The 16475-nt window shown below is 47.3% G+C and carries 16 protein-coding genes; 2 read left to right on the plus strand and 14 right to left on the minus strand.

Annotated features, from left to right (window positions below):
- Positions 1-231: 231 nt before the first annotated feature.
- The 7 genes from Q0241_RS17310 to Q0241_RS17340 form a co-directional block, all read right to left on the minus strand.
- The gene (locus tag Q0241_RS17310) at positions 232-1497 is read right to left on the minus strand and encodes a hypothetical protein (protein ID WP_299379898.1); all 1266 of its coding nucleotides are present in this window, start codon (positions 1495-1497) and stop codon (positions 232-234) included.
- Between the two features lie 170 nt (positions 1498-1667).
- Positions 1668-2486, minus strand: coding sequence for a precorrin-4 C(11)-methyltransferase (gene cobM / locus Q0241_RS17315; RefSeq protein ID WP_299379901.1), 819 nt, complete (start codon positions 2484-2486; stop codon positions 1668-1670).
- On the minus strand, positions 2483-4351 hold the full coding sequence (gene cobJ / locus Q0241_RS17320) for a precorrin-3B C(17)-methyltransferase (protein ID WP_299379905.1): 1869 nt from the start codon (positions 4349-4351) through the stop codon (positions 2483-2485). The genes cobM and cobJ overlap by 4 nt, the downstream gene beginning before the upstream one ends.
- Positions 4351-5058 carry a precorrin-2 C(20)-methyltransferase gene (locus Q0241_RS17325; protein WP_299379908.1) on the minus strand — a complete coding sequence of 236 codons (708 nt, stop codon included), beginning with the start codon at positions 5056-5058 and terminating at the stop codon, positions 4351-4353. The genes cobJ and Q0241_RS17325 overlap by 1 nt, the downstream gene beginning before the upstream one ends.
- Positions 5048-6292: a precorrin-6y C5,15-methyltransferase (decarboxylating) subunit CbiE gene (gene cbiE / locus Q0241_RS17330; protein WP_299379911.1), complete on the minus strand. Its 1245-nt coding sequence runs from the start codon at positions 6290-6292 to the stop codon at positions 5048-5050. Before cbiE ends, Q0241_RS17325 begins: the two co-directional genes overlap by 11 nt.
- Positions 6289-6924 (minus strand): precorrin-8X methylmutase, encoded by a 636-nt coding sequence (locus tag Q0241_RS17335; RefSeq protein WP_299379914.1) that lies wholly within the window; start codon positions 6922-6924, stop codon positions 6289-6291. Before Q0241_RS17335 ends, cbiE begins: the two co-directional genes overlap by 4 nt.
- 51 nt (positions 6925-6975) lie before the next feature.
- Positions 6976-8058, minus strand: coding sequence for a sirohydrochlorin chelatase (locus tag Q0241_RS17340; RefSeq protein WP_299379917.1), 1083 nt, complete (start codon positions 8056-8058; stop codon positions 6976-6978).
- A 123-nt stretch (positions 8059-8181) separates the two neighbouring features.
- Here Q0241_RS17340 and cbiB point away from each other — a divergent pair, with 123 nt between their 5' ends.
- On the plus strand, positions 8182-9174 hold the full coding sequence (gene cbiB, locus Q0241_RS17345; RefSeq protein ID WP_299379920.1) for an adenosylcobinamide-phosphate synthase CbiB: 993 nt from the start codon (positions 8182-8184) through the stop codon (positions 9172-9174).
- A gap of 17 nt (positions 9175-9191) precedes the next feature.
- Here the strand turns inward: cbiB and Q0241_RS17350 are convergent, their stop codons facing one another.
- The 5 genes from Q0241_RS17350 to Q0241_RS17370 form a co-directional block, all read right to left on the minus strand.
- A complete protein-coding gene (locus tag Q0241_RS17350; RefSeq protein ID WP_299379924.1) occupies positions 9192-9950 on the minus strand; it encodes a sulfite exporter TauE/SafE family protein in 759 nt (252 codons plus the stop codon).
- A 68-nt stretch (positions 9951-10018) separates the two neighbouring features.
- Positions 10019-10639, minus strand: a complete 621-nt coding sequence (locus Q0241_RS17355) for a flavin reductase family protein (protein WP_299379926.1) — start codon at positions 10637-10639, stop codon at positions 10019-10021.
- A gap of 132 nt (positions 10640-10771) precedes the next feature.
- A complete protein-coding gene (locus tag Q0241_RS17360; RefSeq protein ID WP_299379929.1) occupies positions 10772-11509 on the minus strand; it encodes an SDR family oxidoreductase in 738 nt (245 codons plus the stop codon).
- Positions 11510-11553: 44 nt separating this feature from the next.
- Positions 11554-12870 (minus strand): FAD-binding oxidoreductase, encoded by a 1317-nt coding sequence (locus Q0241_RS17365; RefSeq protein WP_299379932.1) that lies wholly within the window; start codon positions 12868-12870, stop codon positions 11554-11556.
- Positions 12864-13271 carry a GtrA family protein gene (locus Q0241_RS17370; protein ID WP_299379935.1) on the minus strand — a complete coding sequence of 136 codons (408 nt, stop codon included), beginning with the start codon at positions 13269-13271 and terminating at the stop codon, positions 12864-12866. Before Q0241_RS17370 ends, Q0241_RS17365 begins: the two co-directional genes overlap by 7 nt.
- A 27-nt stretch (positions 13272-13298) precedes the next feature.
- Between Q0241_RS17370 and Q0241_RS17375 the strand changes: the two genes are divergently transcribed.
- Complete coding sequence (locus tag Q0241_RS17375) at positions 13299-14195, plus strand: decaprenyl-phosphate phosphoribosyltransferase (RefSeq protein WP_299379938.1); 897 nt, start codon at positions 13299-13301, stop codon at positions 14193-14195.
- Between the two features lie 56 nt (positions 14196-14251).
- On the opposite strand, the gene cobO is transcribed toward Q0241_RS17375, so the two are convergent.
- Both cobO and Q0241_RS17385 read right to left on the minus strand, forming a co-directional pair.
- The gene (gene cobO / locus Q0241_RS17380) at positions 14252-14896 is read right to left on the minus strand and encodes a cob(I)yrinic acid a,c-diamide adenosyltransferase (protein ID WP_299379941.1); all 645 of its coding nucleotides are present in this window, start codon (positions 14894-14896) and stop codon (positions 14252-14254) included.
- A gap of 67 nt (positions 14897-14963) precedes the next feature.
- Positions 14964-16475: cobaltochelatase subunit CobN (locus tag Q0241_RS17385; RefSeq protein WP_299379944.1), on the minus strand; the 1512-nt coding region annotated here is incomplete at its 5' end.

Genomic DNA, 16475 nt, shown 5'->3' on the forward strand with positions numbered 1-16475 from the left:
ATCAGAAACCTACACCACTTACGAAAGCTGCAAAGCCTCTGCCGAGTTTGTGGCGCAAAACTCGCCCGAAGGTTATCGAACGATATGGGAATGCAAAGAAAACGGATTGAACTAGCAGGAAATATCAGCTGATGAGCCTTAGTCTTGCACAAAAAGCAGCGCTTCAATAAAAACAACGCAACAGAGAGAAGCAATAAGCTCCTCTCTGCATTTTCCATCGATGAAATTTTCTTAGTTTGATGGCGTGATCGCTTTTAGCTTCAGCACTGGTTTTGGTTTTGGTTTAGGTTTTGGCTCAATTGGAATAGCCTTGATTTTATCAATTTTAACTTTCGCCGGTGCCTGCTTCAAAGTTGTCGGCGAATTGAATTTCGGTTTTGGTTTACATTTCCAGCTGTAAAAGCTTTCCTGTGAAGTCGTGCTAACAGGTTCGACAACTTCCACTTTCCAGGACCCGTGTTTTTTATCACTCGGTGCATTTTCAAATCCGTTGATATTACCGTTCTGTGGGGGATTATTGATTGCAAGCTTATTGATTTTTCCGCCAGACGGTTCGCCAATATGACGGGTGAAATCTATAATTTTATGACCATCATTATTAAAGTTAACACTGTTGATTGGACCTTTTGCGCCGACTTCGTTAATCATACGGTACTTAACGGTCCCCTTACCTTGCGCTTTGAAGGTTAAACGAAAACCAAGATCAGCAGGACATTGGCCAACATAATTTTTGACATGCGGCGCGACCTTCGCTTCGCTAAGGGCAAACTTTGCAGCAAGGTTATTTTGTGAAACCTGTGCTGGTGATGACTTCACAAGGGTTGGGTCACCTTTAAATTTAATACCAATTGGCACAGATGCCGTCACATAACCGCCTCTGCTATCAGCACCTTTATTACAATATCCGGCAAGAGAAACCGGGCGCATAATGCTAAAGAACTGATCCTGCTTAAGGAAGTCAAGTTCATCCCCACCACCATTTACGTGCTCTTCCAATCTTTTATTAAATTCCTCGACCGGATCAACGCGTACTGATGGATGTCCGTTCTTGATATTGGCAAGCGGAACTTTAAAAGCTTCTGCATTTCCTGCTTCTGCAATCCACCCCCCAAAAGTACCTGTCCAAACCTTGAAGGTTGGATGGTAACCATCCTCATAAAGTGCGTTTACAGGAACAATTTTGTTACCCTGTCGTTGGGCGGCACCAAAATACATCCGCCCCTTATTAAAATCGATCTTCTTGCTCTTGCTACACTGAACAAAACCCTTCAATGGAATGTTCATTACTGTGTTAACAGGTTGAACATTTATCTTGCTCATCAGTTTTGAGCCGGACATGTTTTTCAGCTCAATCATGTTAACGTTGATTCCCTTCATGGACAGGGTCACATCTTTTACATAATCAGAATTACTCCGGGGAGAATTCGCGTTAACAACTGGGGTTAAAGCTGTTGCTGTAAGAGCCAGAATACTTGTTGTTAGAAGAATATTTTTCATCTCTATCGCCTCAAAGTTTGTTGAGCAGTACTCATCTACTGCACTTGAGGGATAGGCCGTTGTGAAAGATTGAAAGGTTCAAAAAAATTATACTCTTCACATACAAACAAAAAAAGAGAGGCCCAAAAGCCCCTCTCCTACTCATTCTTCCAATAATATTCGAGTAATCGCTAGCCCAAACCACCCGGCACATTAGCTTCACGTTCGACTTCTGCGGCTTTTTTCTTGTTTTTACCAAGGCGCAGGACGTGGACGAAGTCCGGGTCGTAGAGCTTGCTGTCAATGAAGTCTTTGTCATCAGCAAGCACGTGACCGACAAGGATCAGCGCCGTGCGGGTGATTTTGGCTTCGCGGGCTTTTTCGCGCACGTCTTTGAGCGTACAGCGAATAATCAATTCATCCGGCCAAGTAACTCGGTAAGCAATCACTACTGGGCAATCTTCGCCGTAATGCGGGATCAGTGTTTCCTGCAGATGTTTCAAATTGCGCACGGACAAGTGGATGGCAAGGGTAGCCCCTGATTTACCAAAGGTATCCAGATCTTCGTTATTGGGCATTGCCGAAGATTTCATGGCTGTCCGGGTCAAAATAATAGACTGACTGACTTCCGGTAGCGTCAATTCCTTTTGGATAACCGCAGAAGCCGCTGCATAGGCTGAAACACCGGGGACAACTTCGTAATCAATATCCAGTTGATCGAGGCGGCGCATCTGCTCAGCAACAGACCCATAAAGACAGGGGTCACCAGAATGCACCCGGGCAACATCTTTGCCGTCTTTATGCGCCGTGTTGATGTCTTCGATGATCTCATCAAGGTTCATAGGGGCGGTGTCTTTAATCAAGGCACCTTCTGGAGCAAAGGCAATAACACCTTCCGGAACCAGTGACCCTGCATAGAGACACACGGGACACTTGGCAATCAGGTCACGTCCCCGAATAGTAATAAGATCAGGCGCACCCGGACCAGCACCAATGAAATAAACCGTCATGCTGCTGATCCTTCTGTGATCGTTTTCACTTCACCCGTCTCGTCAAAGTTTTCATAGAGATGGGCTTTCTTCTCATAGCCACGTGGTGTGTATACCCAGCATGAACCATCGGATTTTTCAATCTTGCGCGAGGTAGATGACCCGACAAGGACAACTGTCAACATATCGACCTGATCGGGGGTCAACTCATCAAGGCGGAGAACAGTCATGCTCTCGCCTTCGCGACCAAGGTTACGGCCCAGCATAACCGGCGTGTCTGCCGGGCGATGCTTGAGAAGAATTTCAACCGCTGTTGCAAGCTGTTTGGTACGACGTCTGGAAACAGGATTATAGAAGGCAATGACAAAGTCGCCCTGCGCTGCGGCGTTCAAACGCTTTTCAATGGCTTCCCATGGGGTCAAAAGATCAGAGAGAGAAATCGTGCAGAAGTCATGACCCAATGGTGCTCCAATACGTGCAGAAGCTCCTTGCAGGGCCGAAATACCCGGGGTGACCTGAATATCAACCCGGTTCCAGTCGGCGCGTTCACCACGATCAAGAAGCTCAAATGTCAACGCAGCCATCGCATAGATACCGGGGTCACCAGAACAGACCAGCGCCACAGAGCGACCTTCTGCGGCAAGGTTCAACGCGATACGAACCCGCATTTCTTCTTCACCGAGTTCATACCCGTGACGGTCTTTACCTTCGGCCAAGGGGCCAAGCAGATCGAGATAGAGATGGTAGCCAACCAGATCGGTTACACCACGCACAACGCGATCAACTTCTGGCGCACGCCAGCTTTGATCGCCCGGGCCAAGCCCCACAACAAAGAGCTTTCCGCGTGCCTGTCCAAGCGTAGATGTTTCAATCACATCTGATGCTTGGCCAACAGCACAGGTTGCCCGTTTGGATTTGTTTTTCGCGACTAGAAGTTGGCCTTCAGAACCAACAGCTGCCAAGGCAGACCCTTCGGAAACACCATGGCACCCCACTTCAGCGAAGACGATATCGGAGGGTGTTTTCAAACGCGGGGTTTGCTTTTCGAGTTCTTCAGCCGGGAAGAAACGTGCAGGAACATCGAGTTCAGCAGCCAAAGCCTGTACCGCGGTTTCGTCGGCTTTAACATCGATGGAGAACACACCAGCAACAGCTTTAGGCGACAATCCTTCAGCTTTCAGAGTTTCATGTACCAATCCGGACAGTTCTTCTGCGTCGGCATTACGCTCACAACCAACACCAAGAAAGAGCGTCGCAGGGTGGAGAACAAGTTCAGTCTCGGAACCAGCAACAGCTTTCTCTGTGACGGTAATTATTAGATCACCATCGTCAGAAATCGGCAGACTACCCGCTCTCACCCAATCCGCTTCGCCATTCAGCTTCACAGATGCTCCAGCCAGTACCGCCGAGATAAAGGCTTTGTAATCACCGGGGTTGCCAAGCTTCCATCCCGCAGGTGGGTTATCAAGTGCAATGCCAAAACGATTGTCAGAGGCAGTTGTAATCGAAGCTGAAACCTGAAGCTTGTCACTCAAAGTCTTTGCAAGATCATTGGCCCCGTGATGTCCGCCCAAAAGTGGTACAACAGCAGAGCCATTTTCAGCAACAGCAATGACGGGCGGTTCTGCACGTTTATCAGCCAAGAGCGAGGACAGGCCTCGGATCAAAACACCGGCAGCACAGATACCCACAATCGCGCGCCCTTCACGAAACAGGGATTGCAGGTGCGCAATGGTTTCATCAAAAGAAACATCAGCGCCTTCTACACGACCTGTACGGCCGTGAACTTCACCCGCGCCAAAGGCATCGCGTAATCTAGTGGCTAGTTTGGCTCCTTCGGCAGTAAGCGCCACAAAAGCAGGAGAGTGATCAAATTTTTGAGTCATTATAGTGTCCAGGCCTCACCACGTTTGTGGACCAAAATCATTGAGAAGTAAGGTGCCTTCGCATCTCCCACTTCGCTTAAGGGCATTACTTTCTGATTTTCCATGGTTGCGCGTTCCACATAGCGGGCACAATCAACCAAATCCAGTTCTTCAAGAATGCTGCGAATTTTTTCAAAATGGCGACCAACCTTGATGATCGCCGCGGCCTGCACATTGCGCAGGCGTTGTTTCATAATGTCTTCGTCAACGGGTCCGGGAATGATCGTCATCACATCATTGCGTGCGGCCAGAGGCGCGCCAACCATCGCCGAACAGGCCATCAGTGAAGAAACACCCGGCACAACTTCAACGTCATACTTTTCCATCATGCGTCCAAATAGATACATGAAAGAGCCATAAAAGAAGGGATCGCCCTCACATAGCACCACGACGTCCTGACCAGCATCAAGAAACTCGGCTATATCTTTAGCCGCTTTGTCATAGACATCCTGTGCCGGAAAACGTTCCGTCACCATCGGTATCCGGATCGGGTATTCTGTTTGCCCACCAGGTAGATGTTCCGCCACGATTGTTCGCGCCAAACTATCCCCGACATCCGGTGCCGGATAGGCCAATACCTTGGACTTCTGGATCAAGCGCAAGGCTTTTAATGTTAAAAGCTCTGGATCGCCGGGCCCAATGCCGACGCCATAAAGTTTACCCGTCATATCTTTTCGTCACTGCAAACTGGGTTACAGGCATCGCTGCCCGCCAGCCATGATAAGGTCCAATGGGGGATGCCTGACTAATCGAAATACGATTGAGCTCTCCCCCTACTTTTTTATGCCATTCAAAGAGTTTCATTTCGCCTTCCAGCGTCACAACATTAGCAACAAAGCGACCGCCGGGTTTTAAAGCTTTCCAGCAAATATCAAACAGCCCTTCGGATGTGGCTCCTCCGCCAACAAAAATGGCATCAGGGCGTTGCTCTTCTTTCATCAAATCACCAAGAACAGAAAGCAGTTCACCTTCTTTGATAGACAAAAAGGGTGTCCCCAAAGCCTGTGCATTTGCTGCAATACTTGAAAGACGCTCTTGATCGCGTTCGATCGCAACAGCTTTCGTTCCACGTGCCGCGCGCATCCATTCGATGGAGATGGACCCACAACCAGCGCCCAGGTCCCAAAGAACTTGCCCCGCCATCGGCATCAGGGCTGATAGGGTCGATGAGCGCACAATCTTTTTCGTCAACTGCCCATCGTGCACAAAGGCATCATCAGGCAATCCCGGAACAGTTGGCAAAACTTCGGCACGATGTGTTGCAATACACTCGACAGCAATCGTGTTTAGATCAGCACAGGCCGGATAGGACCAACAGTGCGCAACACCGTCAAGTACCTGCTCTTTCTCTCCCCCCATGTGCTCAAGAACGGTAATTTTACTATCGCCAAAGCCACGATCCGTCAGCAAAGAAGCAACTTCGGCCGGGGTGGTTCCGTTCTCACTCAACATCAGTAGCTGTGCGCCAGGTTGAACGTGAGGGTGAAGGAGACTCAAAGGGCGACCATGCAACGTCAGCATATCAACATCCATCATAGCCCAACCAAGTCTGGAGCAGGCAAGTGAGTAGGATGAGATACCAGGAACAACTAGCATTTCATCAACAGGAATGCGTTTGGAGAAAGTAGCGCCGACACCGAAGCACATCGGATCACCCGACGCGAGGATACAAATATCTTCACCTCTGCGATCGAGTATTTTCTCAACCATTGTTGAAAAAGGCGATCCCCACACTATTTGTTCTCGCGGATCTTCACCCAACATTGCCAAATGACGCTCTCCGCCAACCAGCACCTTTGCCTGATCAAGCAAACGACGTGCGACAGGCGTCAGGCTATCCAAGCCTTCCTCCCCGATGCCCAATACTGTGAGCCAAGCACCCGTGTTTGCTTTTGAGATCATTTGTTGTCCTTTGCTACTGCGTTCAATGCAGCAGATGCGATAGCGCTTCCGCCGCGACGACCACGTAAAGTCATGTAAGGTACGTCAATCTTGGCAGCAATCAAGGCATCCTTCGATTCAGCAGCCCCGACGAACCCAACAGGAAATCCAAGTATCGCAGCGGGCTTTGGCGCACCATCTTGCAAAACTTCCAATAACCGGAACAGCGCAGTTGGTGCATTTCCGATGACGACAACAGCACCTTCAAGATGTTCTTTCCATAACTCGACAGCCGCAGCGGATCGCGTGTTACCGATCTCTTTCGCAATTTGTGGCACACGTTCATCAATCAAGGGGCATAAGATCTGGTTGTCCGCCGGAAGCCTGTTTTGAATAATACCATCCCGGGCCATGCGACAATCAACAATGATGGGCGCCCCCGCTTTCAAAGCAGCACGTCCTTTTGCCGCAACATCATCGCTCCAGGCCAGATCGTCAATTACTTCCGGCATGCCACAGGCATGAATAATACGCACAGCCACATCAGCAACATCCGTAGGAATTCCACCAAAATCAGCAGCAACTTCTATCTGGGCAAATGACTCACGATAGATTTCTTGTGGGTCCCGGATATAGTCATATTCAATCGGCATACTTTAAAACCTTGATCCTAAAAACCTTAATTCCCCAAATATTCCTTTAAATCAGGAGTTCTTTTCATCTTTCGTCATGGTCACAGGGCCAAGAGGATGATCCGCATGCGGATAAGGATGGTGGTGGTGATCGTGATCATGCCCATGGTCGTGACTATGACCGTGTCCATGAGAATGACTGTGATCGTGGGAATGCCCGTGAGAGTGGTCATGATCATGTGAATGATCGTCGGCTGTGCCTGTACCGATACCTTCAACATGATGATGATGGCTTTCCTGCGGCAGGCCAATTTCGGCTTCAAAGCCCAGAACCTGTTCTCTGTATTTGCAGAGTTTGCAGTTCATCACATTAGCACCGTCCAGAATTTCCTGAACGCGATCAGCAAAGGCATCAAGAACCTGCGGGTGGTCAGACAGATAAGGCGCTTTCACAAAATCAATATCCGGATGTGCTACAGCCACTGTATCTGTGTAATCGTAAATGCGTTTAACCAAAATGCCTGTGAAGAGGAAGTAAGGGAAAACAATAATACGTTTGTATCCAAGCTTTGCTGCGTGTTCCAGACCCGGCTGAACCAACGGAAAAGTCACGCCGGAATAACAAACTTCGCCCCAACCAAAGCCAAACCCTTCCCAGAGAAGGCGCATTACTTTGTTGACGTTGGAATTTGCATCCGGGTCTGATGCTCCGCGGCCAACAACCATCAGCATGGTCTCGCTGATCGGCATTTCGCCGTTTTCTTTGTTCGCTTGATCAACGGCTTCTTGAATGCGGTCAGCAGCAGCTTTGATCAATTTGGTATCAATGCCCAACTCGCGCCCATATTCAATTTTCATTTCAGGGTTCTGTGCTTCGTAAGTCCGCAACACAGACGGGATGTCGTTCTTGGCATGACCAGCGGCAAAGAGCATGCCCGGAATAGCCAAGACCAGATCATGTCCGGCTTCGCGCAAATTATCTAACCCAGTGCGAATAATTGGCGTCGCGAATTCCAAAAACCCACTATCGACTTCGTATTGAGGCAAGCGTTCACGAATTCCACGGGCAACGGATTCAAACTCACGGACGGCGCCTTCATCACGGCTGCCATGTCCGCAAACCATTACACCAATTTTAGGACCGTTTTCGGTCATTATACTCACCTCATCCATTATTTTTTAGCAACAAGGGGGCGTTGCTGCGATACACTTTTATCAAATTATGACACACGACTACTTGACCTGTAACAAGACTGCTAACATTCTCGCGCCATGTTAATGTCGTATTTGGTCCAAGAACCACTTTTTTTACCAATCCTGATCCTGATTACAGCTATTTTCATAGATATCTTAATCGGTGATCCTGCTTGGTTGTATCGCTATGTTCCTCACCCCGTTGTTATTATCGGGAAGGCCATAGAAATCAGTGAACACCGAATGAATAACCCCAAGAACAGCCGGATCACCGGCATCCTTCTTGGCACCTTACTCTCTATCGGAATCATTGCTCTGACCATTGCTATCGGTCTTATACTCTCCCGTACGTTGGGGCAAGTATCTCATGGCTGGATTATCGAATCCATCCTTGCGTCCAGCCTTATTGCCTATAGAGGTCTGGGAACAGCCGTTCACAATGTCGCGACGGCACTTTCACAAGACGTGGACGAAGGTAGAAAAGCCATCAGCCATCTGGTCGGACGAGATCCCAAGAGCCTGAATGAGGCGGGGATTAGCCGCGCCGCCATCGAAAGCATGGCTGAAAATTTTTCTGACGGCGTTGTTGCCCCCGTTTTCTGGTTCGCGCTTTTTGGCCTTCCCGGACTTTGCGCCTACAAGGCAATCAATACTCTGGATAGTATGATTGGACATAAGAACGAACGCTTTGAAGCCTTTGGGAAATTTGCCGCCCGTTTAGACGATTTGGTGAACTTAATTCCAGCAAGACTGGCTGGATTATTCTATGTACTTGCAGGAATTTTTATTCATAAAGCATCTGCGATCAGAGGCTTTAAGGTGATGATCCGTGACGCGGGAAAGCACAGATCCCCAAATGCAGGATGGCAGGAAGCAGCCGTTGCCGGTGCACTTGGCTTTGCCCTTGCTGGCCCTCGGAAGTATCCGGGCTATGTTGTTGACGATCCCTGGATGGGGGACGGTGGACGAAGTGACCTTACAGCAGCAGACATAAAGCTAGCCCTGAAACTCTACATCGGCGCGGGCTTTTGGATGGTATTCTCTTTGGGCATTTGTTTGGGAATTCTGCTCTTCTAATTCTGTTTATCAAGAAATCAAATGAAAGATTTGATCAGTCCAGAAATGGACAGCGCCATCAACAGCACTAAAACCACATAACGATAATGAGTTGCTGAACTCCGTTGGAATATATAATTGCCAAGGTAAATACCCAGCGTGACAGGAACGACAAGAAGAAGCGCCCGTGCAATGGTGACTTGATCCAAAAGCCCTGCGAAGAACAAAGTACCTGTTCCATAAGCATCAAGTATCAGAAAATACAAATTCAGCGTCGCTCGGACAGCCTCAGCAGGAAGTGCTGCAGCCATCATATAGATGGCGACAGGTAATCCCCCTAGAGAAGCCGCACCATTAGCAAACCCTGAAATTAAGCCAACGGATAGATTTTTAGCACCGCTTTCTTTCACTTTAAAGCGTGCGCCCAAAAACAATAAAATACTCGCGATCAAAACACCTAATGAAATCGCAATACGCAACGGATCAGCAGGTATTATTTTCAACAGAAAAACGCCTGCAGGCACCCCAATCGCAGCCCCGACACAAAGCCACCGCAACAGCCCCCAATGGATGGCAGTCCACGTCATCCGAGCCATCACCAGACTTGAGATCATCTCAAGCAACAACGCAATCGGCACGACCTCAACAGGCAAGAGCACAAGGGTCAAGGACGTAACCACCAACGCAGATAAACCAAAACCTGCAAATCCACGACAAAGTCCGGCAATAGAACCACAAATCAGAACATACAACAGATCAAGAGCATCTAACTGAACTTGTGCTAATAAAAACGCCATCACCCTACCTTGCCTATATTTTAACTCGTCTCGCGATTACGATGATGCCCAGCGATTACAGGCTAAACCTACGCAGAAGGGCGCACCAACTGCACAACTTCATTTACCACTGAATAATCCTGATACCCCAACCGAGCCAAAGGCTTCATTTTGGCCGCATCAACCAGACCATCCGTGAGATAAGCTTCATCGATGTGCATTCCGACCACTTCCCCAAGAACCAAAGTATAGTGCTTACCATTATCGTCTTTCGGCAAGTCTATAGTCTTGAACAACTTACACTCAAAATGAACTGGTGCGCCTTTCACACGAGGAGGCTTGATCACCTGAGAAGGAAGCTTCTCAAGACCTGCCGCTTCAAACTCATCCACATCTGCTGGGGCAGGTTTTGAGCTTTCGTTCATTGCGGTGCGCTGCTCCCAAGAAACAAGATTAAAAACGAATTCTTCCGTTTCGATGATATTCCGCAACGTATCCTTTATGCCCTCTTCCCGACTATCCGGCGCTATGCCCACACCAATAATTGGTGGCTCGTCGGCAAAAGCATTGAAGAAGCTATAGGGAGCAAGATTACAGACGCCACTGGCTGACTGCGTTGAAAGCCAGGCGATTGGGCGCGGTAGGACACAAGCTTTAAAAGGATTATAAGGCAAACCATGGTCTTTATGTTTGCCGGGAACAAAAAACATCTATGTCTCCGAATGAGTAGCAGCGATTAAAAGCTGTAATAAAGAAAGTAACGGAGCTTAGGACGTTCCTATAAAAATCTAAAGTCCATAAAATTTAAAATCCAGAAAATCTCCAGAAAATCTCCAGAAAACTTAAAGACGGGTTTTGTGAAAAATCCAATCCGGAACAGAGCGTATAATCAACATAATGACACCCCAAAACCAAGGTGTGTAAACAACGGACTTTTTCCGATCCAATGCCTTGATAATTAGCTTGGCGATCTGTTCAGGTTGCGCCCATAACGCCCCTTTGTCGAAAGCGGCTGTCATCGGGGTATCGACAAAGCCCGGTTTAATCGTCAAAACCTGAACCCCAGACTTGGCAAGACGATGACGCAGACCTTGCAAGAAGATTGAGACCGCACCCTTTGCAGCACCATAGACATAATTTGACTGTCGCCCCCTATCCCCTGCAACAGAAGAGATAACAGCAATTGAACCTTTTTTTTGGGCTTCGAAAACATTGGCAAAGTACGTCAATATTGCCACAACACTGGTCGCATTGACCTCAAAAGCCTTCAGCGTGTCTCCCACAGAAATTTCACAGGCCTTTTGATCAGGAAGAACGCCATGTGCAACGAGAAGTATATCAATCCCATCAAGTTGCTTTATGGCTTTATCAAAGATGTCTTCACTGCTTTGCTGCCCGGTAGCATCATACACACCCGTGTGAATATTCTGCGCACCCCGAACCTTCAGATCATCGGCAATAACGGACAGTTTTTTCTGATCACGAGCCAATAAAAACAGCTGATCACCACGTTTTGCAAAAAGCCTTGCCGTTGCCTCTGCAATTGCTGACGTCGCGCCAATTATAAGTACTTTTTTCATATACGTCTCAATATCTTATATGTCCTGATCCTAATGCCCGGATACTAACGTCCGGCATCCAAACCCAACCGCCTTGATTGTAATGAGGCAAAGGTACCTATAGCACCGTACTTTTCCCTGACAGACTGAAATACTTCCCACTGGGGATAACCCGCTTTGAATACATGGTCACTCATGCGGGCATCTTTTGTCAGATATACTCTGCCCCCATAGTCCTGAACAATTGCATCTAATTGATCCAGCAATTCAAATGTTTGCACACTAACTTTGAAATCTAGTGCCAGCGTATAACCCTCAAAGGGGAAAGAAAGGAAATTGTCATTTCCTTTGCCAAAAACCTTTAAGACCGACAAGAAAGATCCCGCACCGGATTTCGCTATTTTGTCGAGAACACGTGTCATCCCCTCTAGACCAGCATCCTTTGGAATAACAAACTGATATTGCACAAAGCCTTTAGCACCATACAGCCGCGTCCAGTTCCCTATACCATCCAAAGGATAAAAATAGGGACCATAATGCACATGGCGTTCCTGAGTTTGTTTTCGAATTCGCCCATAATACAGGGCATTAAAGGCTCCCACCGTCAATTTGTTCAGACAAACTTCCGGCAGGTTAAAGGGAATGGAAAGTGCTGTCTTTTTCAGATCATCATATCCACCTTGTCCACTATGCCTTCCCAGCATCAGCAAAGAGCGACCAAGATCTTTCCCCTGTTTAAGGCAATCGATCCAAGCGACCGAATAAGGGGCGGAGTTATGTGTATCAAAAAGCTCTAGACATTCTTTCAGGTTCCTTGCTTTACAGGTCGTTTCTTCAATAAAGCTACTCTCGACCTTTAATAGTTTTATCGTTGCGTCGGTAATCAGACCTGTTAATCCCATCCCGCCACAAGTTGCCAAAAACAAATCTCTGTTTTCAGATGGTGAACAATTGAGAATATCCCCGTTGGCGATCAAAATTCGAAATGACAGAACATGGTCGCAAAAAGCCCCCACAGTATGATGGTTCTTGCCATGAACATCACTGGCGATTGCCCCACCAATAGTTACAAACCGTGTACCCGGCGTTACAGATGGAAACCAACCTCTGTGCACAAAGGTATCCAGAACTTCATCAAGGCTAACACCAGCATCGCAGGTAAGAACGCCTGTTTTTTCATTAAAGGAATGAAACCTATTTAAATATCTGGTCGAGATAATTGTTGAAGAAAGAGAACTATCTCCGTAACTACGCCCAAGCCCCCGGGCGATATAGGCCTTATCTTCTCTTGTTTTTATTGTTCGCTGTAAATCATCCCCAGACAAGGGACTTGATACTTTTGCCTCAACAAGTGGATATTGCCCCCAACCACCGATCAGCATTTTATTCCCTTTATGATAAACACATACTTCTTGTCCAATTGGTATTTAATCCAATACCCGATAGCCAAACCGATTATACCGCCGAGATAGCGCATTATTTTATCATCAAAAATAAAATGAAACCCAAACTCAAATGCCCAAAATACAGATGTCGTGAAAACACCCATCACCGCATAAAGCATAAAAATTTTACTTTCATGCCCGATACCACTCGTTCGGTAACGAAATATATACCTTTTATCTAGCAAATACTTAGTGACGAGACCAATCGCCGTCCCCACACCAACAGACATGATCAGGGCAAAGGGGCCGGAATAAAATCTCAAAGTCACATCCTGAGAGACGATGTTAGCGATCGTCGCAAAAACAGCAAAAAGACAATAACTCAACAAAAGGTTCATCGAAGACTTCGGTTTTGAAAATTAGATATGAACAATAAGAACCAAGAACAAAACAAAAGTCACCCCTATATCGGATTAAGCATTGCAAAATTAATGCGACCCAAGCACTGGGTTAAAAACGGCTTTGTTTTGGCTCCGTTAATGTTTACGGGGTTATTCACCAACCCCGATGCCGTAACCAACACACTCATTATCACGTTCTTATTCTGCATTGCATCGTCTGCTGTCTATGTTCTTAATGATATAAAAGATATTGATAATGATCGAAAACATCCTAAGAAATCGCAAACACGCCCCTTGGCATCTGGCGCGATTTCTATTCCACAGGCTTTTATCCTGCTTGTCTGCCTATATAGCATTCTAATCGCCGGTTATTTCTATTTACCCGGGGCAACACTTGTTCTCTGTGGCTATATCATTCTGAATATTGGATATAGTTTTTACCTTAAACACCAACCCGTACTGGATATCTTTACCATCGCCATAGGTTTTGTGCTCCGCGTTTTTGCCGGGGCCACCGTATTGAATGTTCCTGTTTCAGCTTGGATGTTTGTCACTACTCTTTGCCTCGCGCTTTTTCTCGCGGCGATCAAAAGACGACAGGAACTACAGGACAGCGGAACTTCTGGTCGGGAAGTTTTGGGATCGTATTCAATATCGCTGGTTAATCGTTTTGCAGAAATGGCAGCTACTGGCGCGTTGGTATTCTATAGCCTTTTTGTTGTCACCACACGTCCGGAACTCGCAATCACAATTCCCATCGTTCTGTTTGGCATTTACCGTTATTGGTATATTGTCGAAATGACAAATGCAGGGGAGTCCCCCACAGAAGCTCTCTTTTCTGACCCTCAGCTTATGATTACAATCGCCATATGGGTCGGGGCTTCGGCCTACACGATCATTACTGGGCAGGCACCTTTATAAAAAAAGAGGCCATAATCGGGGCCTCTTTCTTACAACAAAAAGATTGAATAAATCTCTTAGAATTCGATACCACGTTGGGCTTTGATGTTTTGATCTCTAAAGGGGTGTTTCACCAAGGTCATTTCAGTAACCAGATCTGCGATTTCGATCATCTCTTCCTTGGCATTACGTCCTGTAATGACAACGTGCAAATCTTCAGGTTTGTTTTCGAGGAAATCAATAACCTCTTCCAAAACCAGATGATCATAACGAAGTGTTATGTTCAGTTCATCCAAAACAATCATGTCGTATTTCGGGTTATCACCGCGGCAAGCATCAATCATTTCTTTGGACTTAGCCCATGCTTTTTCAGCCGCGGCAATATCACGTTCTCTATCTTGCGTGTCCCAGGTAAAGCCCTCACCAAGTGCGTACATTTCAACTTGGTCAGGGAATTTTTCGAGAACATATTTTTCGCCTGTTTCCCACTTCCCTTTTACAAACTGCACAACACCTATTTTCATACCATTGCCAACGGCACGCGTCGCCAGACCAAATGCGGCAGTGGATTTCCCTTTACCTTTACCCGTATGAACGATGATCAAACCTTTTTCGTTGACCTTGTTCGATAGCATTTTATCCCGGGCGGCCTTACGCTTTTTAGACTTCTCATTCGCGCGGTCAAAATCTTCCACACTCTGTTTATTTTCTGTATCACTCATTTAATCTTCTCCCCAATATCTTCTCTCATTATACGATCCACAAACCAGTTTATTTAACTCTACTTGTTCAGCTGGTAACGATTTTTTCCAAAAGAGCGCGTGCTGAGTTAGATCGCGCTTTCCACAAATTTCTGTCCTGCGCTTCGATCATACGCTCGGCCATTTCCCGTAAAGCTGCGGGGTTATTTTGCTCCAAAAACTCGCGGACATCCGCATCATCCAAATAAGCATCAAAAACAGCGTCAAAATGATGATCTTCAACCACTTTTGCTGTCGCAGCAAAGGCAAAAAGATAATCAACCGTCGCCGCCATTTCAAAAGCGCCCTTGTAGCCATGGCGCCTAACACCATCAATCCACTTGGGATTAACAACACGCGCTCTGACGACCCGTCCGATTTCTTCTTGGAGCGTTCTAATCTGCGGACTTTCCGGGCGCGAGTGATCATTGTGGTATACTGTTGGCTGCTCGCCTGAAAGATGGCGAATGGCCGCAGTTATGCCACCTTCAAACTGGTAATAATCGTCGGAATCCAGCAAGTCATGCTCTCGATTATCCTGATTATGAATAACCGCTTCCACATCTCGCAGGCGACTTTCGAACAGACCATGCTCCGCCTCTCCTGCGCCACCGCTACCATAGGCATAACCACCCCATCCGATATAGGCTTTAGCAAGATCCGCTTCGGTTTCCCAACCACGTTCATCGATCAACGCCTGTAAGCCAGCGCCATAAGCACCGGGCTTAGAACCAAAAACACGATATCCGGCACGTTTAATCGCTGTCTTTTCGTCTAGCCCCTTAGCAATCAGATCTGCTGATTCAGCAGATACTCGCGCTGCCAGAGGATTCATTTTTTCGGTTTCTTCATCCAAGGCTGCTACCGCGCGACAAGCTGAATCAAACAGGTCAATCTGCGCAGGGAAAGCATCACGGAAAAAACCAGAAACACGCAAGGTTACATCAACTCGTGGGCGATCAAGAACCGACAAGGGTAAAATGTCAAACCCAACAACACGCCGAGATGTTGGTTCCCACTTTGGTTGTACCCCCATCAGAGCGAGGCCTTGCGCGATATCATCCCCGCCTGTCCGCATGTTTGACGTTCCCCAGGCCGAAAGCGCCATTCGTTTAGGCCAAGATCCATTTTCCTGACGATAGCGTTCAATCATCAGATTTGCCGACTTCCAACCCAAGTGCCAAGCTGCGGGAGTTGGCACAACACGGGAATCTACAGAATAAAAATTACGTCCTGTTGGCAAAACATCCGGTCGGCCCCGTGTCGGCGCACCGGAAGGACCGGGCTCAACAAACTGTCCGTTTAGCCCCCTAAGAGTCCCCTTGATTTCTTCGACACCACAAGATGTTACAATCGGTCCGATTGAGTTTTTGATCTCCACAAGAACGGGACGCGTATTCTCCCACTCATCAAAAGCGCTTACTTCTCCCGACACCAGCTTTTGTGCCAAGATTTCCAAGCGCTCAACGGTATCTCCATTGGTGCGCCAACTGCCTTCTGCTGTTAGAATATCAGGTTTTGGCCCAGACCAAAGATCACCGAAACGGCAATCCAAAGGATC

Origin of the sequence: uncultured Kiloniella sp., assembly GCF_937128705.1 — a bacterium.
GTDB lineage: Bacteria > Pseudomonadota > Alphaproteobacteria > Kiloniellales > Kiloniellaceae > Kiloniella.